This is a genomic window from Arthrobacter sp. Bi83, assembly GCF_918698095.1.
Taxonomy (GTDB): domain Bacteria; phylum Actinomycetota; class Actinomycetes; order Actinomycetales; family Micrococcaceae; genus Arthrobacter.
Window position 1 is genome coordinate 16,410 of record NZ_CAKKLY010000049.1, and the last position, 21,819, is coordinate 38,228.

At 65.7% G+C, this 21,819-nt stretch carries 19 protein-coding genes; 12 read left to right on the forward strand and 7 right to left on the reverse strand.

The window, feature by feature from the left end; translation table 11 throughout:
* Positions 1-42 precede the first annotated feature (42 nt).
* From LQ144_RS18710 to LQ144_RS18720, 3 genes are all read left to right on the forward strand, one after another.
* Positions 43-393: a bifunctional 3-phenylpropionate/cinnamic acid dioxygenase ferredoxin subunit gene (locus tag LQ144_RS18710; protein WP_230120225.1), complete on the forward strand. Its 351-nt coding sequence runs from the start codon at positions 43-45 to the stop codon at positions 391-393.
* 86 nt (positions 394-479) lie between these two features.
* A complete protein-coding gene (gene purU / locus LQ144_RS18715) occupies positions 480-1,442 on the forward strand; it encodes a formyltetrahydrofolate deformylase (protein ID WP_230120227.1) in 963 nt (320 codons plus the stop codon).
* Positions 1,443-1,463: 21 nt separating this feature from the next.
* Complete coding sequence (locus LQ144_RS18720; protein ID WP_230120229.1) at positions 1,464-3,971, forward strand: FAD-dependent oxidoreductase; 2,508 nt, start codon at positions 1,464-1,466, stop codon at positions 3,969-3,971.
* Positions 3,972-4,103: 132 nt separating this feature from the next.
* Here the strand turns inward: LQ144_RS18720 and LQ144_RS18725 are convergent, their stop codons facing one another.
* The 3 genes from LQ144_RS18725 to LQ144_RS18735 form a co-directional block, all read right to left on the reverse strand.
* Complete coding sequence (locus LQ144_RS18725; protein ID WP_230120236.1) at positions 4,104-6,455, reverse strand: FdhF/YdeP family oxidoreductase; 2,352 nt, start codon at positions 6,453-6,455, stop codon at positions 4,104-4,106.
* A 108-nt stretch (positions 6,456-6,563) separates the two neighbouring features.
* Positions 6,564-7,184, reverse strand: coding sequence for an MBL fold metallo-hydrolase (locus LQ144_RS18730; protein WP_230120238.1), 621 nt, complete (start codon positions 7,182-7,184; stop codon positions 6,564-6,566).
* The gene (locus tag LQ144_RS18735) at positions 7,181-8,305 is read right to left on the reverse strand and encodes an S-(hydroxymethyl)mycothiol dehydrogenase (protein ID WP_230120240.1); all 1,125 of its coding nucleotides are present in this window, start codon (positions 8,303-8,305) and stop codon (positions 7,181-7,183) included. The genes LQ144_RS18730 and LQ144_RS18735 overlap by 4 nt, the downstream gene beginning before the upstream one ends.
* Positions 8,306-8,835: 530 nt before the next feature.
* Between LQ144_RS18735 and LQ144_RS18740 the strand changes: the two genes are divergently transcribed.
* From LQ144_RS18740 to LQ144_RS18750, 3 genes are all read left to right on the forward strand, one after another.
* Entirely contained in the window at positions 8,836-10,257 is a 1,422-nt protein-coding gene (locus LQ144_RS18740) for an MFS transporter (protein WP_230120242.1), read from the forward strand.
* Positions 10,258-10,369: 112 nt separating this feature from the next.
* Positions 10,370-11,626: an aminopeptidase P family protein gene (locus LQ144_RS18745; RefSeq protein WP_230120244.1), complete on the forward strand. Its 1,257-nt coding sequence runs from the start codon at positions 10,370-10,372 to the stop codon at positions 11,624-11,626.
* An 88-nt stretch (positions 11,627-11,714) separates the two neighbouring features.
* Positions 11,715-12,518: an IclR family transcriptional regulator gene (locus tag LQ144_RS18750; protein WP_230120246.1), complete on the forward strand. Its 804-nt coding sequence runs from the start codon at positions 11,715-11,717 to the stop codon at positions 12,516-12,518.
* A gap of 20 nt (positions 12,519-12,538) precedes the next feature.
* Here LQ144_RS18750 and LQ144_RS18755 read toward each other — a convergent pair whose 3' ends face one another.
* Both LQ144_RS18755 and LQ144_RS18760 read right to left on the reverse strand, forming a co-directional pair.
* A complete protein-coding gene (locus tag LQ144_RS18755; protein ID WP_230120248.1) occupies positions 12,539-13,972 on the reverse strand; it encodes an ATP-binding protein in 1,434 nt (477 codons plus the stop codon).
* Positions 13,969-14,652 carry a response regulator transcription factor gene (locus LQ144_RS18760; RefSeq protein ID WP_230120250.1) on the reverse strand — a complete coding sequence of 228 codons (684 nt, stop codon included), beginning with the start codon at positions 14,650-14,652 and terminating at the stop codon, positions 13,969-13,971. The genes LQ144_RS18755 and LQ144_RS18760 overlap by 4 nt, the downstream gene beginning before the upstream one ends.
* 386 nt (positions 14,653-15,038) lie before the next feature.
* On the opposite strand from LQ144_RS18760, the gene uraD reads away from it, so the two are divergent.
* The 6 genes from uraD to purM all read left to right on the forward strand — a co-directional run bounded on the left by uraD (position 15,039) and on the right by purM (position 20,145).
* Positions 15,039-15,536, forward strand: a complete 498-nt coding sequence (uraD, locus tag LQ144_RS18765) for a 2-oxo-4-hydroxy-4-carboxy-5-ureidoimidazoline decarboxylase (RefSeq protein WP_230120252.1) — start codon at positions 15,039-15,041, stop codon at positions 15,534-15,536.
* On the forward strand, positions 15,533-15,871 hold the full coding sequence (gene uraH, locus LQ144_RS18770; protein WP_230120260.1) for a hydroxyisourate hydrolase: 339 nt from the start codon (positions 15,533-15,535) through the stop codon (positions 15,869-15,871). The genes uraD and uraH overlap by 4 nt, the downstream gene beginning before the upstream one ends.
* Positions 15,872-15,882: 11 nt before the next feature.
* Positions 15,883-16,740 carry a fumarylacetoacetate hydrolase family protein gene (locus LQ144_RS18775; RefSeq protein WP_230120262.1) on the forward strand — a complete coding sequence of 286 codons (858 nt, stop codon included), beginning with the start codon at positions 15,883-15,885 and terminating at the stop codon, positions 16,738-16,740.
* 86 nt (positions 16,741-16,826) lie between these two features.
* A complete protein-coding gene (locus LQ144_RS18780) occupies positions 16,827-17,210 on the forward strand; it encodes a hypothetical protein (RefSeq protein WP_230120263.1) in 384 nt (127 codons plus the stop codon).
* Between the two features lie 47 nt (positions 17,211-17,257).
* Complete coding sequence (gene purF / locus LQ144_RS18785) at positions 17,258-18,955, forward strand: amidophosphoribosyltransferase (RefSeq protein ID WP_230120265.1); 1,698 nt, start codon at positions 17,258-17,260, stop codon at positions 18,953-18,955.
* Positions 18,952-20,145, forward strand: coding sequence for a phosphoribosylformylglycinamidine cyclo-ligase (purM, locus tag LQ144_RS18790; RefSeq protein WP_230120266.1), 1,194 nt, complete (start codon positions 18,952-18,954; stop codon positions 20,143-20,145). The genes purF and purM overlap by 4 nt, the downstream gene beginning before the upstream one ends.
* Positions 20,146-20,218: 73 nt before the next feature.
* Here the strand turns inward: purM and LQ144_RS18795 are convergent, their stop codons facing one another.
* Both LQ144_RS18795 and LQ144_RS18800 read right to left on the reverse strand, forming a co-directional pair.
* A complete protein-coding gene (locus LQ144_RS18795; protein WP_230120268.1) occupies positions 20,219-21,043 on the reverse strand; it encodes a VOC family protein in 825 nt (274 codons plus the stop codon).
* 273 nt (positions 21,044-21,316) lie between these two features.
* Complete coding sequence (locus LQ144_RS18800) at positions 21,317-21,550, reverse strand: DUF3073 domain-containing protein (protein WP_230120272.1); 234 nt, start codon at positions 21,548-21,550, stop codon at positions 21,317-21,319.
* Positions 21,551-21,819 lie beyond the last annotated feature (269 nt).

Consider the following 21,819-nt stretch of genomic DNA (forward strand, 5'->3'; position numbering starts at 1 on the left):
TCAGCCGTCCATACCGTTTAAACGAGAAAAAGAGGTCTACTCATGCACAAGGCATGTCCGCTCAGTGAGCTGGCCCCGGGTGAAGCCCTGCGCCTGAACACCGCGCCGCCCATCGCTGTTTTCCACACCGAAGACGGCGAGCTCTTCGCCATTGATGACACCTGCACCCACCAGGATGCTTCCCTGACCGATGGCTGGGTGGAAGGCTGCGAGGTCGAGTGCCCGTTGCACGCCTCAAAGTTCAATCTTCGGACCGGCAAGGTTGACGCACCGCCGGCCAAGCTGCCCGTCCGTACGCACGAAGTCACCGTCGTGGACGGCGACATCATGGTCATCGAATCCGAGGAGGCGCCCAACCTTCCTCCCGGCCTGACAGTGAACGGCCACGTCTAACGCCAGCACGTCCGGTGGCCAAAGCAGCGCGGCTAGGGCCACCTCCGCAACCGCAGCCTCGTCTGCACGAACCTAGGAGACAACCCTTGTCCACAGTCCTTGAAGGCGTCCCCGCCAGCAGCGCCACAACCACGGCCGGACCCGGGGCCAACGCCCACACCGCAGAGTTCGTCCTGACGCTGGCCTGCCCCGAACGGCCGGGCATCGTCCGCGCCATCACCACATTCTTGGCCGACCGCGGCTTCGACATCGTGGAACACCAGCAGTTCGATGACCACGTCAGCGGCAACCTTTACCTCCGCACGGCCTTCACCCAAAGCGGCGATGCCGGCGATCAGGATCCCTTTGCCAGGCTCGATCAGCGGGACCCTCAGACGGCCGAAAGCCTCAGATCCGAGTTCGCAGCCATCGCCCACGAGTTCGGCATGAACTTCAGCATCCACGATGGCCGTCCCCAGCGGCTCCTGGTCATGGTGTCGAAGTTCGGCCACTGCCTGAACGACCTGATTTTCCGCTGGCGGGCCGGCAGCCTCGGCGCGGAGATCGCCGTCGTGGTTTCCAACCACGAGGACCTGCGCCCCATGGCCGAAGCCGCCGGGCTGCCTTTCATCCACGTTCCCGTCACGGCCGCAACCAAGCCGGAGGCCGAGGCGCGGCTGCTGGAGCTCGTCGCCGAGTACGACGCCGACTTGGTGGTCCTGGCCCGCTACATGCAGGTGCTGTCCAACGACCTGTGCACCAACCTCCGCGGGCGCGCCATCAACATCCACCACTCCTTCTTGCCCGGCTTCAAGGGTGCCAAGCCGTACCACCAGGCCTACGACCGCGGTGTGAAGCTCGTCGGGGCCACGGCGCACTACGTGACGCCGGACCTGGACGAAGGACCCATCATCGAGCAGGAGGTCTTCCGGGTAGACCACAGCCTGGATGCGGACGCCCTGGTGACTGTGGGCCGTGACGCCGAATCGCAGGCCCTGTCCCGGGCGGTCAAGTGGCATTGCCAGCACCGCGTCCTGCTCAACAACACCCGCACCGTCGTATTCCGCTAACGCGAACCAGGAGAAACACTTATGAGCGCATCACCACGCGTCGTCATCATCGGCGCCGGCATCGTCGGCACGAACCTGGCCGACGAGCTGGCCAGCCGGGGCTGGAACAACATCACTGTCGTCGAGCAGGGACCGCTGGAGCTCGCCGGCGGCTCCACCTCCCATGCTCCCGGCCTGGTCTTCCAGACCAACCCGTCCAAGACCATGACGGAATTCGCCAGCTATACGGTGGACAAGCTGCTCTCCCTCAGCGCCGACGGAGTGTCCTGCTTCAACCAGCTGGGCGGGCTCGAACTGGCCACCACGGAGACCCGGCTGAAGGACCTCAAGCGCAAGCTCGGATACGCCACATCTTGGGGCATCGAAGGCCGGATCATCGACCCCGACGAGTGCGAGAAGCACTACCCGCTGCTGAACTCCAGCGCCCTCGGGGACGGCCGCGAAGTCCTCGGCGGCCTCTACGTCCCCACCGACGGACTGGCCTCCGCGGCCCGTGCCGTCCAGCTGCTGATCAGCCGCACCCGCGAAGCCGGCGTCACCTACCTCGGCTCCACCGCCGTGACCGGCATCGAACAGACCGGCGGCAGGGTCACCGGCGTCGAAACGGCCGACGGCGTGATCCCGGCGGACATCGTGGTGTCCTGCGCCGGATTCTGGGGCCGCGAGCTCGGCAAGATGGTGGGCATGAAAGTCCCGTTGCTACCGCTGGCCCACCAGTACGTGAAGACCACGGCGTTGCCGGAACTCAAGGGCCGGAACGAGCTTCCCAACGGCGCCCGCCTGCCCATCCTGCGCTACCAGGACAAGGACCTCTACTACCGCGAGCATGGCGACCGGATCGGCATCGGCAGCTACGCGCACCGCCCCATGCCGGTGGACATGGCACAGCTTCCCCGCGTCGGCGCCGAAGAGATGTCCGATCACCGCATGCCTTCCCGCATGGACTTCACCATGGAGGACTTCCTGCCCTCCTGGGAGGACAGCAAGGACCTGCTCCCGGCCCTGCGCGGGGCGCAGATCGAGGACGGCTTCAACGGCATCTTCTCCTTCACCCCGGACGGCGGGCCGCTCATGGGCGAGTCCCCCGACCTCGAGGGCTTCTTTGTTGCCGAGGCCGTCTGGGTCACCCACTCCGCCGGCGTGGCCCGGGCCATGGCCGAACTCCTCATCGAGGGCCAGTCCCGGACGGACCTGCACGGCTGTGAGCTCACGCGCTTCGAGAAGGTCCAGACCAGCGACCAGTACGTCAGCGAAACCTCCCAGCAGAATTTCGTGGAGATCTACGACGTGCTGCACCCGCTCCAGCCCAAGGAGTCCCCGCGGGACCTGCGGGTCAGCCCGTTCAACGTCCGGCAGAAGGAGCTGGGGGCGTTCTTCCTGGAGTCCGCCGGCTGGGAGCGCCCGCACTGGTTCGAGGCCAACGCCGGCCTCCTCGACGAACTTCCGGCCGAGTGGCAGGCGCCGGAGCGGGACGAGTGGTCCGCGATGTTTTCCTCCCCCATCTCGGCGGCCGAAGCGTGGAAGACGCGCACCGCCGTCGGGCTCTATGACATGACGCCGCTGAAGCGGCTGGCGGTGACGGGTCCCGGCGCCGAGGCACTGCTGCAGCGGCTCAGCACCGGAAACATCACCAAGAAGCCCGGCGCCGTCACGTATTGCCTGCTGCTGGAGCACGACGGCGGCATCCGCAGCGACGTGACCGTTGCCCGTCTCGCGGAGGAACAGTTCCAGCTCGGCGTGAACAGCAACGTGGACTTCGACTACCTGCGTGTTGAGGCCAGGAAGCAGTCGGCCGCGGACCCGGCCCGGTGGGCGCATGTCACCGACATCACCGGCAGCACGTGCTGCATCGGCCTGTGGGGGCCTCTGGCACGTGAAGTGATCGGCAAGGTCAGCACCGACGACCTGTCCAACGACGGCCTGAAGTACTTCCGGACCAAGGAGATTTCGGTGGGCGGCATCCCGGTCACGGCCATGCGGCTCTCCTACGTCGGCGAGCTGGGCTGGGAGCTGTACACCACGTCGGAGTACGGGCTGAAGCTCTGGGACCTGCTGTTCGAGGCCGGCCGGGAGCACGGCATCGTCGCCGCCGGGCGCGGCGCGTTCAACAGCATGCGGCTCGAGAAGGGCTATCGGCTGTGGGGCACGGACATGACCTCGCAGCACCACCCCTACGAGGCCGGCCTGGGTTTCTCCGTGGCCAAGGACAAGGTGGGCTTCGTGGGCTGTGAGGCGCTGGCCGCACGCAAGGAACAGCCCGCAACCCGGGCACTGCGGTGCCTGACCGTGGACGACGGCACCTCCATGGTCCTGGGCAAGGAGCCGGTGTACGTCAACGGCGAGGCCGCCGGCTACGTCACGAGCGCCGCCTACGGCTACACGGTGCGTAAGCCGATCGCCTACGCCTGGCTGCCTGCCGCCGTAGGGATCGGTGACTCCGTGGAAATCGAGTACTTCGGCAAGCGCATCGCGGCGACCGTCACGGCCGAGCCGCTGTTTGACCCGGGGATGGAGCGGCTGCGCGGCTGACGGCCATGCGGCCGTCCTGACCCTCTTTGGCGCCAGAACGACGGCGACACACCGGTGAGTCCGGGGTGTCGCCGTCGTTCTTGGTTAATAGAGGGTCAGGACGGCAGCCGGTAAGTAGCGCAAACGAACACTTTAAGCCCCCGCTGCGGCCGCCTCGGGCCGCTCCGCGGGGTGCGCGGCTTCCTCCCGGGCCGGCACGAACCGGACGAACATCGCTTTGAAGCCGGGGGTGTTGGATTCCCGTGCCACGTTTTCCTTGTGGACCAGGGCGTTGGCCTCGGGGAAGTACGCCGCGGCGCAGCCCTTCGCCGTCGGGTAGGCCACCAGCCGGAACTTGTCCGCCTGCCGGTCCTTCCCCCGGAACGTGCTGACCACGTCCACCAGGTCCCGGTCCTTGAAGCCGAGCTCGGCCAGGTCTTCCGGGTGCACCAGGATCACGCGGCGGCCGCCGGAGATCCCGCGGTACCGGTCATCCAGGCCGTAGAAAGTGGTGTTGTACTGGTCGTGGCTGCGGATGGTCTGGAGGACCAGGTGGCCGTCCGGCGGCGTGAGGTACTCCAAGGGGCTCACCGTGAAGCGGCCCCGGCCGATGTCCGTCTTGAAGGAACGGGTGTCCCGCGGCGGGTTGGGCAGCACAAAGCCGTTCTTCGTCCGGACCCGGGCATTGAAATCCTCGAACCCCGGAAGAACCCGGGAGATATGGTCCCGAACCACGTCGTAGTCCTCGGCCATGGCCTTCCAGTCCACCGGGTGGTCCGGACCGAAGGTTGCCTCGGCCATCCGGGCCACGATCACCGGCTCGGCGAGCAGGTGCTCGGACACCGGCTGGAGCCTGCCCTGAGTCGAGTGGACCACGGACATGGAGTCCTCCACGGACAGGAACTGGGCGCCCTTGGGGTGCTTGTCGTCCTTGTCCGTGCGGCCCAGCGTGGGAAGGATCAGGGACGTGCGCCCGTGCACCACATGGGACCGGTTCGGTTTGGTGGAGATATGGACCGTCAGGCCGATCCGTTGCATGCCGGCTTCCAGGGTCTCCGTGTCCGAGCACGCGAGCGAGAAGTTCCCGCCCATCGACACGAACACGTCCACCTCGTCGCGTTCGAACGCCTCCATGGACTCCACTGCGTCGTACCCGTGGTGGCGGGAGGAAGCAATCCCGAACTCAGTGTCCAGCGCCGCCAGGAGCCATTCCTTCGGCTTTTCCCAGATGCCCATGGTCCGGTCGCCCTGGACGTTCGAGTGTCCGCGGACCGGGCAGGCGCCGGCCCCCGGCTTGCCGAAGTTGCCCTGCAGCAGCAGGACGTTGACCATCTCCTTGATGGTGTCCACCGAATGCGGCTGCTGCGTCACGCCCAGTGCCCAGCATAAGATCGTGGCCTTGGACCGGACGAGCATCCCGGCCACGTCCTCGATCTGCTTGCGGGTCAGGCCCGTGGCCTTCTCGGTCTCCTCCCAGTCCAGCTCCCGGCGGGCGTCGCGGTACGCGTCGAAGCCGTCGGTCACCTCCTCGACGAAGGAAAGGTCGACGACGGTGCCCGGGTTCCGCTCTTCCTCCGCCAGGAGCAGGTGGCCGAGAGCCTGGAACAGCGCCATGTCGCCGCCCACCTTGATCTGCAGGTACTCATCAGCCAGCGGCGTGCCGCCGCCCACCACGCCCGAGACGGTCTGCGGATCCCTGAAGTTGAACAGGCCGGCCTCAGGCAGCGGGTTCACCGCCACCACCTTGCCGCCCTTGTCCTTGCACTCCTTCAGCGCCGACAGCATCCTGGGATGGTTGGTTCCCGGGTTCTGCCCGACCACAAAGATCAGCTCGGCATCGTGGATGTCATCCAGCGAAACGGTCCCCTTGCCGATGCCGATGGTCGGGTTCAGCGCCGAGCCCGAGGACTCATGGCACATGTTCGAACAGTCCGGCAGGTTGTTGGTGCCCAGGGCCCGCGCGAACAGCTGGTACATGAACGCCGTCTCGTTCGCCGTCCGGCCGGACGTGTAGAAGACGCAGCGGTCAGGCGTGCTGGCCCGGATGTGCTCCCCGATGAGCCCGAACGCCTCCGCCCAGGAAATCGGCGAATAGTGCGTCTCACCCTCCCGGATCACCACCGGTTCGCTGATCCGGCCCTGATTGCCCAGCCAGTATTCGGTTTTCCCCGACAGCTCCGCGATGGAATGCGTGGCCCAGAACTCGGCTCCGACCGTCCGCAGGGTGTTCTCCTCGGCCACGGCCTTGGCACCGTTCTCGCAGAACTCAGCCGCCTTGCGCTTCTTGTCCGATTCCGGCCAAGCACAGCCCGGGCAGTCGAAGCCGCCGCGCTGGTTCAGCCGCAGCAGTGACTGCGCCGTCCGGGCCACCCCGGCTTGCGCCACGGCACGCTCCAGCGCAACCATCACCGCCTTGACGCCGGCGGCTTCGGTCTTCGGTTTGTGGACTTCGAGCTCGTCCTCGTTGATGTCCGCGACGGGGGCGGGCTGCTTCCCGAACTTCATTGTTCCAACTTCCTTACCGCTAAATTCCTGCTGGTTCGATCGCACATAAGGCGCGCCAGGCTTCCCTGGCGCGCCTTATTGGGCTGTTTGATACTCAGAAACCCCTGCTTACTGGGATACCTTGGCGAGCGTCTCGCGCTCCGCCCCAATCGTGGTGTTGTCGCCGTGCCCGGTGCGGACCACCGTTTCGGGAGGGAGCGTCAGCAACCGTTCCCGGATCGAGGCGAGGATGGTCGGGTAGTCGCTGTAGGACCTGCCGGTCGCCCCCGGGCCCCCGTTGAACAGCGTGTCCCCGGTGAACACCGTTCCTTCATCCGCCAAGAGAAAGCAGGTGGAGCCGGGCGAGTGGCCCGGGGTGTGGATGGCTGTCAGCGTGGCACCGCCCACCTGGAACTCCTCGCCATCGGCAAGGTCACGGTCCGGCTTCACGTCCGGATAGACCTGTTCCCAGAGCACGAGGTCCTCGGGGTTCAGGTAGATCGGGGCGCCAACGGCCTCCGCCACCTCGCGGGCCGCGCCGATGTGGTCGTTGTGAGCATGGGTGAGCAGGATGGCAAGAACCTTCCGGCCACGGACCTGGCTGATGATGGCTTCTGCGTCGTGCGGGGAGTCGATGATGACGCATTCATCGCCATTGCCGACGATCCAGACGTTGTTGTCCACGTCCCAGGTGCCGCCGTCGAGCGAGAAAGTGCCCGAGGTAACCAGGTTCTCGATGGTGACGCTCATGCGGATGCCCCCGCCTGCAGGATGTCTTCGACGGACTGGACCTCGACCACAGACCGGAGAACCTTGCCGTCGTGCATCTTGGTGAAGGCCTCTTCCACCTGGTCGATGGTGATGCGTTCGGACACGAAGGCGTCCAGGTCGAGGTTGCCCTGCTTGTAGTGCGCCACCAGCATCGGGAAGTCCCGGGAGGGCAGGCAGTCCCCGTACCAAGAGGATTTCAAGGAACCCCCGCGGCCAAAGACGTCCAGCAGCGGCAGCTCGAGCTTCATGTCCGGCGTCGGGACGCCCACCAGCACCACACGGCCGGCCAGGTCCCTCGCGTAAAACGCCTGCTTGTACGTTTCGGGACGTCCGACCGCTTCAATGACGACGTCGGCACCGTTGCCTCCGGTCAGGGCCCGGATGGCCTCGATGGGATCTTCCTTGCTGGAGTCCACTCCGTGGGTGGCGCCCAGCGACCTGGCCATCTCGATCTTGTTGGCGTCGATATCCACGGCAATGATCGTAGTGGCGCCGGCGAGCTTCGCCCCGGCGATGGCTGCGATGCCCACGCCGCCGCAGCCGATCACGGCGACGGATTCGCCGCGCTTGACCTCACCGGTGTTGATGGCGGCGCCGATGCCTGCCATCACACCGCAGCCGAGCAGCCCGACGGCGGCGGGATCGGCGTCGTCGTCCACCTTGGTGCACTGCCCGGCGGCGACGAGCGTCTTTTCGGCGAAGGCACCGATGCCCAGCGCGGGCGAGAGCTCAGTGCCGTCCTCCAGCGTCATCTTCTGGGTGGCGTTGTGCGTGTTGAAGCAGTACTGCGGCTGGCCCTTGGCGCAGGCGCGGCATTCGCCGCACACGGCCCGCCAGTTGAGGATCACGCGGTCGCCGGGAGCCACCTCGGTGACGTCCGGTCCGACGGCGCTGACCACGCCGGTAGCCTCGTGTCCCAGCAGGATGGGGAAATCATCGGTGATTCCGCCCTGCTTGTAGTGGAGGTCGGTGTGGCAGACACCGCACGTGAGGATGTCCACCAGCGCCTCGCCCGGGCCGGGATCCGGCACCAGGATCGTCTCGACCGAGACCGGGGCGTTCTTTTCCTTGGCAATGACTGCCTTTACTTTGTGAACCATGATTCCTGTGTTCCTTTCCTGAGCCCGGGGGACTCTTTGGCAACGGCGCCCGTTGCCAATCTAGCTGACTCGTTCCGGTTCCAAATCTTCGTCCAGCGGCTCGATGCCCTGCTCAGGGCAGCCGTTCACGTCATGCGGACCAGGCGTGGCAACGCCAGGCCTTCCCTGATCGAGACGTCGGCCTGCGCACCATACGGAGTCAGCTGAATTGCGTATTACACAACACGATGCACATAGCGCGTACTGGAAAATATGACAGTCGCCACGCGAGAGTGTCAATAGATTGCTGGGCCTCACCGTCCGGCCGCCATTTGATGACGCCTCGCACGTCTCACGCATATCGCAACCTAGTCTCACTCATTGCAACTAATTGGCCGTCGCTTTGGTGCGCATTTCACCGCGCAAACCGCCGCGATCTGCAGACCAATTTACCGGTCCGAAACAAAAAATCATTGACTGTGTGACAGGTCACGCCTAATCTGGTGCAACAGCGTTGCGCTGATTGCAACTCAAAACACTTTGGTGGACATATGAGTAACGAAACTTCCTCCCCCGCCGCTCTTGCGGGACCAACCAGCCCGGAGTCGAATGACGGGCATGGCAGTACATCGCCCGGACCCGCCACACTGAGCGGTCGCGTGGATCCGGACGGCAGCAGCGGTGACGATGTCAGCGGCGTCAGCAGGGAAACGCGCCGGAAGGTAGTCACGGCCAGCTTCATCGGCAACTTCGTCGAATGGTTCGATTACGCCGTCTACGGCTACCTCGCCGCCACCATCTCTTCGGTCTTCTTCCCGGACGCCGACCGGCAGGCGGCCCTGCTGGCCACCTTCGCCGTCTTCGCGGTCTCGTTCTTCGTCCGCCCCCTTGGCGGATTCTTCTGGGGACACCTCGGCGACCGCCTGGGACGGCGGAAAGCACTGTCGCTTTCCATCGTCATCATGTCCGTGTCGACGTTCTGCATCGCACTGATCCCTGGATACGCCAGCATCGGAGTGATGGCGCCGATCCTTCTCCTCCTGGTCAGGGTCGTTCAGGGCTTCTCCGCCGCCGGGGAATACGCCGGTGCTTCGGCTTTCCTCGTGGAGTACGCACCCGCCAATAAGCGCGGCCTCTACGCCGCCGTCGTTCCAGCCAGCACCGCGGCCGGCCTGCTGCTCGGTTCCCTGATCGCGGCGCTCCTCAGCACCGTCCTCACCCCCGAGCAGCTGCATGAGTGGGGCTGGCGGCTGCCATTCCTGCTCGCCGCGCCCATGGGCCTGATAGGCCGTTATATCCGCACCAAGCTCGAAGACACCCCTGCCTTCCAGGCCCTGGCTGCCGAGGACCACACAGTCAAAACACCGGTCTTCGCGATGTTCCGGACGTACCGCAAGCAGCTCATCATCGCCACCGGCGCTGTCCTGCTCAACGCTGTGGGGTTCTACGTGATCCTCAGCTACATGCCCACGTATCTGTCGGAGGAACTCGGCTTCGGTGCGGCCGAATCGTTCCTGGCCACCACCATCGCCCTGGCCAGCTACATCGGCTTCATCTTCCTGACTGGCAGCGCTTCGGACAAGTTCGGCCGAAAGCGCATGCTGATCACCGCTTCCCTGCTCTTTATCGTGCTGACGGTCCCGGCTTTCATGCTCCTGGACACCGGAAATTTCCTGGTCATTGTCCTGGTCCAGATCCTGCTTGGCGGCATGCTGACGCTCAACGACGGCACACTTCCAAGCTTCCTGGCGGAGCTGTTCCCCACCCGCGTCCGTTACAGCGGATTCGCCGTCAGCTTCAATCTCTCCAACGCTCTGTTCGGCGGTACGGCACCGTTCATGGCCACGCTGCTCATCGGCCTCACCCAGAGCAAGGTGGCCCCGGGCTGGTACCTGGTGGCAGCATCCGTCGTCTCCCTGACCGCCGTCCTGTTCGCCACCGAGACGTCCAAGAAACCGCTCCGGCAGGAGTGAACCGCATGTCCGGGACCCTCACCTCCGGGACCCTTGCACCCCAGCCCGCCTCCGGCGGGGCACACCTCAAACTTTCCTCACTCAATTCAGCACTAAAGAAAGGTACAAACCCATGACCACCATCGAAACCGAGGCCGTCAACGATGTCGCCAAGCTGGACCGCCTGAAGGTCCTCAACAATGGCGAAAAAGTAAGGCTGACATTCTCCGACGCGGAGTTCGAACGCCGCCTGGCCGGCCTGCGCCGCATCATGGCTGAGAAGGAACTGGACGCCGTCGTCCTGACCAGTTACCACTCGATCAAGTACTACTCCGATTTCCTCTTCACCTACTTCGGCCGGTCCTACGCCATGGTGGTCACCAAGGACGACACCGTCACCGTCACCGCGAACATCGACGCCGGGATGCCGTGGCGCCGCAGCTACGGCGACAACCTCGTCTACACGGACTGGCGCCGCGACAACTACATCCACGCCATCCAGGAAGTGCTGCGCAGCCGCGGCATCAACGCCCGCCGGATCGGCGTCGAGGACGACTCGCTGCCGCTGGACAACCGCAACAAGATCCAGGCCGCCTTCGCATCCGCAACCCTGGTGGACGTGGCCCAGGCGGCCATGCGCCAGCGGATGATCAAGTCCGCCGAGGAGATCGAGGTGATCAAGCACGGCGCACGCATCGGCGACCTCGGCGGCGAAGCCATCCGCAACGCCATCACGGCCGGCATCACCGAGTACGAGGTGGCGCTGATCGGAACCGAGGCCATGGTCCACGAAATCGCCCGGACCTTCCCGGACTCCGAGATCCGCGACACCTGGGTGTGGTTCCAGTCCGGCATCAACACGGACGGCGCACACAACTGGGCCACCACCCGCAAGATCCAGGAACACGACATCCTGTCGCTGAACTGCTTCCCCATGACCTCCGGCTACTACACCGCACTGGAGCGCACCCTGTTCTACGGCGAACCGGATGCCCGCTCGCTGGAACTGTGGAACATCAACGTGGAAGTCCACAAGCGCGGCCTCGAACTCATCAAGCCCGGCGCCGTCTGCAAGGACATCGCTGCCGAACTGAACGAGATCTACGTGGGCCACGGCCTCCTGGCCAACCGCACCTTCGGCTACGGGCACTCCTTCGGCGTCCTCAGCCACTACTACGGCCGGGAAGCCGGGCTGGAGCTCCGCGAGGATATCGACACGGTACTGGTACCCGGCATGGTGGTTTCAATGGAGCCCATGATCACGGTCCTGGACGGCCAGCCCGGAGCCGGCGGCTACCGCGAACACGACATCCTCGTGGTCGGCGAGGACGGCGCCGAGAACATCACCAAGTTCCCGTTCGGCCCGGAATACAACATCGTGGGGGCATAACAGCACCACATCAGCCTTCACCGGAAAGCGGCGCCACGTCCTGCGTGGCGTCGCTTTCCGGCTCACATACGGAATGATGGTGGACACCATGACCTCTGCAGAAGCTCCCGAAACCAGCGGCAACGGTGACACCAAGGGCACGTCGGTCATCGTCAACGCCATCGCCGTGCTGCGAAGTTTTACGGCGGACGAGCCGCTGCTCGGCGTCACCGAGATCGCCAACCGCGTTGGCCTGCACAAGAGCACCGTTTCCCGCATCCTGGCCACGTTCGAGCAGGAACACTTGGTGGAGCGCGATCCGGAGACCCGCAGGTTCCGCCTGGGCCTGGGCCTCATCGCCGTCGCCGGGCCGCTGCTGGCCGAACTCGAAGAGCGCCGTGTGGCATACCCTGTCCTGCGCGAACTCGCCGAACAGACCGGCGAAACCAGTGCCCTGATGGTCTGGAGCGGCTCCGATTCGATGTGCGTGGAGCAGATCGCCAGCCATCACCAGATCAAGCACACCACCCCGCTGGGCGCCCGCTATAACGATGCCCTGAGTGCCTCTGTACAGGTCTTCCTCGCCGCGGAGTCCCCCGACCGCGTCCGTACTTTGCTGCGCAGCGGAGCGATCACTTACCCGGGCCTGGACGACACCAGCCTCGAGGCCTATCTGATCCGGCTGGGCGACGTCGCCCGGCGCGGCTGGGCCGTTAACTACGGTGAATCCTCGCTTGATGAAGTGGGCGTCGCGGCCCCTGTCTACGATCACCGCGGCGATATTGTGGCGGCGGTGCTCATCCCGGCGCCCCGCTTCCGCGTCTCTCCGGACACACTGCAGAGCCTCGCTGAATCGTGCTCTGCCGCTGCCGGGCGCGTAACCTCGCGGCTTGGCGGAGCTTCCCCGCAATAGCCGTCACACCACAGCCGGCATCACGGCCCTGCCGCCGCTCTGAACGTCACGCACGCGTCCAGGCCGGTGATTCCCCCGGACTCGTTCGGGGCGGTGTTGGCCCCGGGATCCCGCGGGGCCAGCGAAGCAACGGCTCCGCTGGCCTCGGCCAGCTGCTGTACGATTGCCAGCCCCAGCCCCGTTCCCTCGGAGCTGCCCGGCCCGCGCCAGAACCTGTTGAACGCCCGCTGGCTGTCCTCGGCGGAGAGTCCGGGACCTTCGTCGATAACGTGGAGCTCCACCATTCCGTCACTCTCAGGATGTGAAACCACCAGTCTGATTAGCGAACCCGGCGGCGCCACGGCGAGGGCGTTGTCAATGAGGTTGTCGATGATCTGTTCGGCGGCGCCCGGCATGGCCGTGACATTAGCCTCCGGAAGGGCATCCAGGCTGATCCGGACTCCGGTTTCTTCGGCGAGCGCCTCCCACTGCTCCAGCCGGTTCCAGGCGACGGCACTCAGATCCACGTTGGCACGTGCCACGTCCCGGCTGTCCGCCCGGCTGAGGAGCAGCAGCCCGTCGATGATCCGCTGAAGCCGGTACGTTTCCTCCAGGGAGCCGGCCACCATGCCCCGGGCATTGTCCGGGTCGCTGCCGAGGGAGTCAACGGCGTTCTCCAGCCGCAGCCTCAGTCCGGTCAGAGGGGTGCGAAGCTGATGGGAGGCGTCACTGGCAAAGCCCTTCTGCTGCTGGAGCAGGTGTTCCAGCCTGTCTGCCATGCGATTGAACGACCCCGCAAGGGCACGGAGTTCCGGGGCGCCCTCGTCCTCTTCGGTCCGGGCTGAAAGGTCGCCCTCGGCAAGCCGCTCCGTGGCTTTCTGCAACCTGTTGATCCTCCTTGTGACGGCGCCGGCCATGAGGTAGGCCAGCAGGCCGGCCAGCAGCACGGTTGTGGCCGCCACGGTCCACAGCACCGTGAGCTGGCCGGACACCCGGTCGGTCACCTCCGATGCGGGGTAGGTCAGGCGGACCGCACCAGTAATCTTTTCGCCGCTGAGGACTGGAACGGTGACGTACACCAGGTCAAAGCCCAGCGTGTCGGAGTGCCGCTGACCCGACGTGATCTGGCCGCCCAGGGCCGCCGCGATTTCGGGGCGTGAGACATAGGAGGATCCGGTGGCAGACTGATCGTCGTCGGACGTTGCAACCGCGGTCCCGGCAGGATTCACGATCACCACCCTGGCCCCGCTAGCCTGGCCGTAATTGCGGACGGCGTCCGCCACGCCGGCGGGCGCCCCGGTGCCGGCTTCAAGCAGCTGCCTGGCTCTTCCGCCGAGCAGAAAGGCATCCCGCTCCAGGGACGTGGTGAGGCGGTCACGTTCGACGCGGACCAGGTAGTTCCCCAGCGGGATGTCCTGGACCAGCACCACCAGCAAGGTGATCACCATGAAGGCGGAGATCAGCCGCCACCTCATCCCGGGACGTCCAGCCTGAATCCCACCCCGCGCACGGCTTCGATCCAGCGCGGGTCCCCGAGCTTCTTCCTGATCGCGGCCACATGCGCGTCCAGCGTCTTTGTGGTGCCGTACCAGTTGCCGTCCCAAACGGCCCGAAGGATGTCGCTACGCGGGCACACCGCCCCCGGGTCTTCCGCCAGGTAGTACAGGAGCTCGAATTCCTTGACGGTCAGGTGGATTTCCATGCCGTCCACGAGCACGCGGCGCGAACGTTGGTCAATGCTGAGCGTGCCGATTTGCCTGGCACTCCCGCCAGCGGCCTGGCCCTCCCCTGCGTGGTCATCGGAGCGCCGTGCCACCGCCCGGATCCTGGCAATGAGTTCCCGCATGCCGAACGGCTTCACGAGGTAATCATCCGCGCCGAGTTCCAGAGCCAGCACTCTGTCTATCTCCTCGTCCCGCGCGCTGACCACAATGATCGGCGTCAGGGTCAGCGCGCGGATTTCGCGGCACACGTCGGTGCCGTCCATGTCCGGCAATCCAAGGTCAAGGAGTATGAAGTCAGGGCCCGAGTCGCGTACTGCGGCGAGGGCCGTCTTTCCGTCTGCAACGTGTCTGGTCTGGAATCCGGCGCGGACCAGTCCTTCAAGGACGCCGGCGGCAACCGATTCATCATCTTCAACAACCAGGATCTGCATACCTGATTATGTTCCCGCTGGGCCGAAACCGCTGGGGATACACACGGAACAGGGGGATTGCGGCACCATTCTTGGACAACTCTTGGATTTCCGAGGCACCAGCGACGATCGGACCGCGCCGCCCTCGCCGAGTTCATGCTGGGTTCTTTAAACGCCAAGCGCAGCCATGATCGGTGCGGAGGAAATGTGACCCGCAGCCACCACCGGCCGTGCGGTACTCTCTTGACACCGGCGCTTCCAGTCGGCTTCACTATTACGTATGCTGAAATAACAGTTCCATGATGCGGAAACCGCCAGCAGTTCGTCTCGGTTTCGCCGGAAGAAGACCCGGCTCTCCGCATAGCCGTCACCATGGATGCCAGCACCTGCACGAGGGATCACCAAGCATGAAGCTTGCCGAATTCAACGAAGCCGACCGCGCCGACGCCAGCGCGGCCCTCCGGCCCTGCATCGACATCCAGCGCTGGGTGGACCAGATCGCCGACGCCCGGCCCTTCGCCACCGGCGAGGCGCTGCTCGGCTTCGCCCGCCGGGCCGCCGCCCCGTTCACCGCGGAGGAAGTAGAAGCCGCCATGGCGCACCACCCGCGGATCGGTGAACGCCCGACGGCGGCGACCGCCGAGGCGTCCATGTCGCGTTCCGAACAGTCCGGCGTCGACCCCGCGGACACGGCGGTCACGGAGGCTCTGGCGGCCGGCAACCGCGCCTATGAGGAAAAGTTCGGCCGCGTCTTCCTGATCCGCGCCGCCGGCCGTACGGCTCCCGAAATCCTGGCCGCGCTGAACGAGCGCCTGGCCAACACCCCCGATCAAGAAGACGTCATTGTGGCCCGGCAGTTGCGCGAAATCGCCCTGCTGCGGCTCAAAGGAGTGATCAGCGAATGAGCGTTTCCCACGTCACCACCCACATCCTGGACACCGGTGCCGGCCGCCCGGCGGCGGGCGTCGCCGTCGTGCTTTATGCGAACGACGGCGGCAGCTGGACTCAACTGGCAAACGGCACCACCGATGCCGACGGCCGCGCCAAGGACCTCGGCCCCGCGGAGCTGGCACCGGGCAACTACCGGCTCAACTTCGCCACGGGCGCCTACTACGCGGGGCAGGGCACGGCCACGTTCTTTCCCGAGGTGGACCTCATCTTCGAGGTGACCGGGACGGAGCACTACCATGTGCCGCTGCTCCTGAGCCCGTTCGCCTACTCGACCTACCGCGGCAGCTGAAAGGGACAACCATGCGGCTGATGCGCATTGGCACGGCGGGAAACGAGATCCCCGTAATCATCGACGACGAAGGCCAGGCGTACGACCTGCGTCCCGTCACTGCAGACATCGACGGCGGCTTCCTCCAGACGTGGGCCGGACAGCTGGACGAGCTCGACCTGACGGGACTCCCGCGCGTAGCCATGGAGGGAAAGCGGATCGGCGCGCCGATCGCCCGTCCTGGTGCGGTGATCGGCGTCGGCCTGAACTATGCGGCGCACGCGGCCGAATCCGGCCTTCCGCTGCCGGAGCGGCCCATCATCTTCTTCAAGCACCCCAACACCGTGGTGGGACCCAACGACGACGTCGTGATCCCTCCCGGCGCACAGCGCGTGGACTGGGAGGTGGAGCTGGGCGTCGTGATCGGCCAGCAGGCCAGCTACCTGAAGTCCGACACCGAGGCTGCCGCCTGCATCGCGGGATTCGTGCTGTCCAACGACGTCTCCGAGCGCGAGTACCAGCTGGAACACTCCGGACCGCAGTGGTCGCTGGGGAAGTCCTGCCCCACCTTCAACCCGGTAGGCCCGTGGCTGGTGCCGGCCACCGCCGCCAACGCCGGCGCCATCGAACTGGCGTCATGGGTCAACGGTGAACCGCGCCAGAAAAGTTCGACGCAGGACATGGTCTTCGGGCCCGCCGAGCTGGTCCGCCGCCTTTCGCAGTACATGGTGCTCGAACCCGGCGACCTCATCACCACAGGCACCCCGGCCGGCGTTGCCCTGTCCGGCCGGTTCCCGTACCTCAGGGCCGGAGACGTCATGCGGATGTCCGGCGGAGGGCTGCTCGGCGAACAGCGGCAGCGGCTCGTCGACGCGGCTGCTCCGGCCTGATCCCTTGCGGTTTTCTGGCGGCCGCCCGGTACCGGCGTCAAACCCGGCTCCGGTACCGGGCTCCCGATGACAGTAGGCTAGAGGGCATGGCTTCTGACCACCCCACCCCTGAACGGCGCGAAATCACTGTACGTCGCGCGCCAAAGTACGTCCCGTTCCTGATCCTGGGCGGACTCCTGGGCATCGCCGTGGCGGCAATCATCGCCTACGCGCTTCCCGGCGACGCCAGCTACGACCCCGGCTCCGTCTTCGGCTTCTTCATGGTGATGTGTGCGGCCGGCGGTGTGATTCTCGGCGCAATTGCTGCGCTTATCCTGGACCGGCTGAGCGTCAGGCGCACGCAGCAGGCAGTCGTCGAAGCCGTACCGGAAGCCGTTGCCGACGCCGAACAGGCCGCGACGGAGACGGAACAGCCCCCAGCGCAGGAGCAACCGCGGGACAACGGCAGCGAACCCGGCCTCCGGTCATAAACCGGCCGCCGGAAGTTCCTTACCTGATGACGTGAGATAATCGACCAGTGGCACGCGGCGATGGAAAACTTTCTCATGATCTTCTCCCTGGCGAAAAAGGCCCTCAGGACGCTTGCGGCGTCTTCGGGGTTTGGGCACCAGGTGAAGAAGTAGCAAAACTCACCTATTACGGGCTGTATGCATTGCAGCACCGCGGTCAGGAGTCCGCTGGTATAGCCACCAGCGACGGCAAGCGGATAAACGTCTACAAGGACATGGGCCTCGTGTCCCAGGTCTTCGACGAGACGACGCTGAACACCCTGACCGGGCACCTGGCTGTGGGCCACTGCCGCTACTCCACCACCGGAGCCAGCCACTGGGCCAACGCCCAGCCCACCCTCGGCGCCACCGCAACCGGCACTGTTGCCCTGGCGCACAACGGCAACCTGACCAACACCGCCGAACTCAACGCCATGATCACGGAACGCAACGGCGGCCAGCTCAGCGGCGAAATGAAGCAGGGCAACACCTCTGACACCGCCCTGGTCACCGCACTCCTCGAAGGCGAAGAGGGCAAAACCCTCGAACAGACCGCCATCGAACTGCTCCCCAAGATCCGGGGCGGCTTCTGTTTCGTCTTCATGGACGAAGGCACCCTGTACGCCGCCCGCGACACCTTCGGCATCCGCCCGCTGGTCCTCGGCCGGCTGGAGCGCGGCTGGGTGGTTGCCTCCGAGCAGTCCGCCCTCGCCACCGTCGGCGCCAGCTTCATCCGCGAGATCGAACCCGGCGAATTCATCGCCATCGATGAGCAGGGCGTGCGGTCCCAGCGCTTCGCAGAGCCGACGCCGGCCGGTTGCGTTTTCGAATACGTCTACCTCGCGCGCCCCGACGCTGCGATCGCCGGACGCTCCGTGTACGAATCCCGCGTGGAAATGGGCCGCCAGCTGGCCCGCGAAAACACCCAGGAAGCGGACATCGTCATTCCGGTCCCGGAATCCGGCACTCCCGCGGCTGTGGGCTACGCCGAAGAATCCGGCATCCCGTTCGCGCACGGCTTCGTCAAAAACTCCTACGTGGGCCGCACGTTCATCCAGCCTTCGCAGACCCTGCGCCAGCTGGGCATCCGGCTCAAGCTCAACGCCCTCGAGTCCGTGATCCGCGGCAAGCGCGTTGTGGTGGTGGATGACTCGATCGTCCGCGGCAACACCCAACGCGCGATCGTCCGGATGCTTCGCGAGGCCGGGGCCGCGTCCGTGCATGTGAAGATCTCCTCCCCGCCCGTGCAGTGGCCCTGCTTCTACGGCATAGACTTCGCCTCCCGTGCAGAGCTGATCGCCAACGGCGCCACCATCGAGGAAATCTCGCAGGCCATCGGCGCCGATTCGCTCGCGTACATTTCCGAAGACGGCATGATCGACGCCACGCGTCAGCCCCGCGAACGTCTCTGCACCGCCTGCTTCACCGGCAAGTACCCCATCGAGCTTCCCGGCGCGGACAAGCTCGGCAAGAACCTGCTGGAGCGCACGGACCTCGGCGGGCTGCCCGCAGCGGGCTCTGCCGCACTCTCCAAGCCCGCGTCCGCAGCCGACGGCAACCCGGACAGCATTCCCGTCACCGAAGACCCTGCGGAGAAGCCCGGCGCAACGGGCTGTGATCCCGGACCGGATTCCGAGTTTGAGAACCTGCTGACCGAGGCCGACCGCGTGCCTGATGTCCACCACGACGCTGCCCCCGTCGGCGCTGACAAGAAAGAGTCCGTATGACTTCCGCCTCTCCCACTGCTGACATGAACGCTGCCCAGAACCGTTTGGCACAGAACAACGCCGGCATCACGTACGCGTCCGCCGGCGTCGACGTCGAAGCGGGCGACCGCGCCGTCGAACTCATGAAGGACGCCGTCAAGGCGACCCACAACGCGTCGGTGATTGGCGGCGTCGGCGGTTTTGCCGGGCTGTACGACGTCTCGAAGCTTCTCACCTACAAGCGCCCGCTATTGGCCACGTCCACGGACGGTGTGGGCACAAAGGTGGCCATCGCCCAGGCCATGGACATCCACGACACCATCGGCTTCGACCTCGTGGGCATGGTGGTTGACGACATCGTGGTGGTGGGCGCCGAACCGCTCTACATGACCGATTACATCGCCTGCGGCAAGGTGGTCCCGGAGCGCATCGCGGACATCGTCCGCGGCATCGCGGCGGCCTGTTCCGTCGCCGGCACCGCCCTCGTGGGCGGCGAAACCGCCGAGCACCCTGGCCTGCTGGGCGAGCACGAATACGACGTTGCGGGCGCTGCCACCGGCGTGGTCGAGGCCGACGCCCTCCTGGGCCCGGATCGGGTCCGCGCCGGCGATGTGGTGATCGGCATGGCCTCCTCCGGCCTGCACTCCAACGGCTACTCCCTGGTCCGCCGCGTCATCAACCACGCCGGCTGGGCCCTGGACCGCCAAGTCTCCGAACTCGGCCGCACGCTGGGTGAGGAACTGCTGGAGCCCACCCGCGTCTACGCCGCTGACTGCCTGGACCTCGCCCGCGCCTTCCCGGTGACCACTGACACTGCCACAGGCCGCGGAGCCGTGCACGGCTTCAGCCACGTCACCGGCGGCGGCCTCGCAGCCAACCTGGCCCGCGTCCTGCCCCTGGGTCTGGTGGCCACGGTGGACCGCGCCACGTGGGAACTGCCGGCCATCTTCAAGCTGGTCTCCGAACTCGGCCGCGTACCCCTCGCAGACCTCGAGCGCACGCTCAACCTCGGCGTGGGCATGGTGGCGATCGTCTCCGCCGACGTCGCCGACGCCGCTGTGGCCCGCCTGAACGAGCGAGGCCTGCCGTCCTGGATCATGGGCACGGTCAGCGCGGACTCCGACTCCATCCTCAAGACCGGTCCGGACTACGTCCAGGGCGCCAAGGGCGTTGACGGCGGCGCCGTCCGCATGGTCAACACCTACGCCTAAAGTCGTCATCGAGTGCTCCATAACTGCCGTTTAGAAGGTTCATAACGGCAGTTACGGAGCACTCGATGCGTTTTTAAACCTCAAGGACGCTGAACACTCCGCCCTGCGGATCCTTCAGCGTGGCGATGGTTCCGGCGTCCTCATCGAACTCCGGCTCCACGAGAACCTCCGCACCGGCAGCCACGGCCGCCAGCACGGCTTCCTTGACGCTGGAGACACCGAAGTAGACCTGCCAGCCCAGGCGCGCCCGGGCTTCGGCCCCGTCTGAGTCGGGCGAATCCCCAGCCTCGGAGTGGGCGCTTTCATCTGCCTCGGGCGCCGGGGCGACGCCGGCCACCTCCGCGCCGTCCACCATCAGCGTGGTGTACGTGCCGCCGTCGTCCTGCGGATATTCCGTCACCTCGTGGCCGAACACCTGCTGGAAAAATCCGACGGCGGCCTGCGGCTCGGGCGTGAGAAGTTCGGCCCAGGCGAACGCGCCGGGCTCGTTGTACCGCCCGCTGCCCGTGTGCGTTCCGGCCTGCCAGACGCCGGTGCTGCCGCCGCCGGGCGGCTCCACGAACACCATGACGCCGGTGTCCCCCACTTCCTCGGGGCCGAAGACCACGGTTCCGCCCGCGTGGGGGGATTCCTCGGCCACGGCCTTGGCGTCATCAGCAGCGAAGTAGACGTTCCACTGCGCCGGCGTGCCTTGCTGCTGCGGAGGCTGCGGCGCGACGACTGCCACCAGATCACCGTCCACGAACGCCTGGCCGTAGCTGCGCCCGTCCGGCGTGGGCAGATCCTCGTAACGCCAGCCGAACACCGCCGCATAGAACGACTTCGCGGCCGCCACATCCGGCGTCTGGACGTCGGCCCAACACAACTCGCCTCGTGTGTATCCGTTGCGCTGAACCATGCCGCTTATCCCTTCGTTGGAGAGAAACCTTCTTCAGCCTAGACGTGAACAGGCCCGCCGGTGAAGGCGGAATCCAGAACAGCAAAAAGCCCGCCGGGCACGCCACTAACTGGCATGCCCGGCGGGCTTTGATGATTGCGACGGCACCTGGTCTTTGGAAAGAAGACTTCCAAACGGGGTGCCGGAATTGAACTACGCACACAAACGACGCACACAAGGTGCACGACGGCAGCATGCAGCTGACTGCCTTACGGCAGGTTCAGGCTGTAACGACTAACCGATCCGACGGGAGTCAACCTCGTCGTCGTCGTCTTCCAAATCGTCCGCGTACTTATCCACGTAGGCTGAATAGTCCGGTTCGACCGGTTCATTCGCGAAATGGCTCGTAGCACGACTTCCCGGGCCCGTGAGCTCACGCTGAAGGGCCGAATAGTCAGTGTTCGGGGAGTAGTACTTAATGTCCCGAGCCTGCTTGGTAGCTTTTGCCTTTTGACGGCCGCGCCCCATGGCGTGACCCCCTTTTGTACTTGGACCGGAGGTGGTCACCTTGGCTATCGGTGAGGCCCCGGAATGTTTGGTCAATTTGTCGTATCCCTAGATTACATGCTTTCGGCGGCAACTGCTCGCCACGGGCGCGTCGGCCGGGCCGGTGGAGGGCAACAACCGCCGTAATCAGGGGGTTGCACGGATTTTTTGTTCGATAGAGTCTCATGAACGACTGAAATATCCGGTCTTGGAAAGGGGTGCCGCCCCAAGTGAATGATGACAATCCAGTC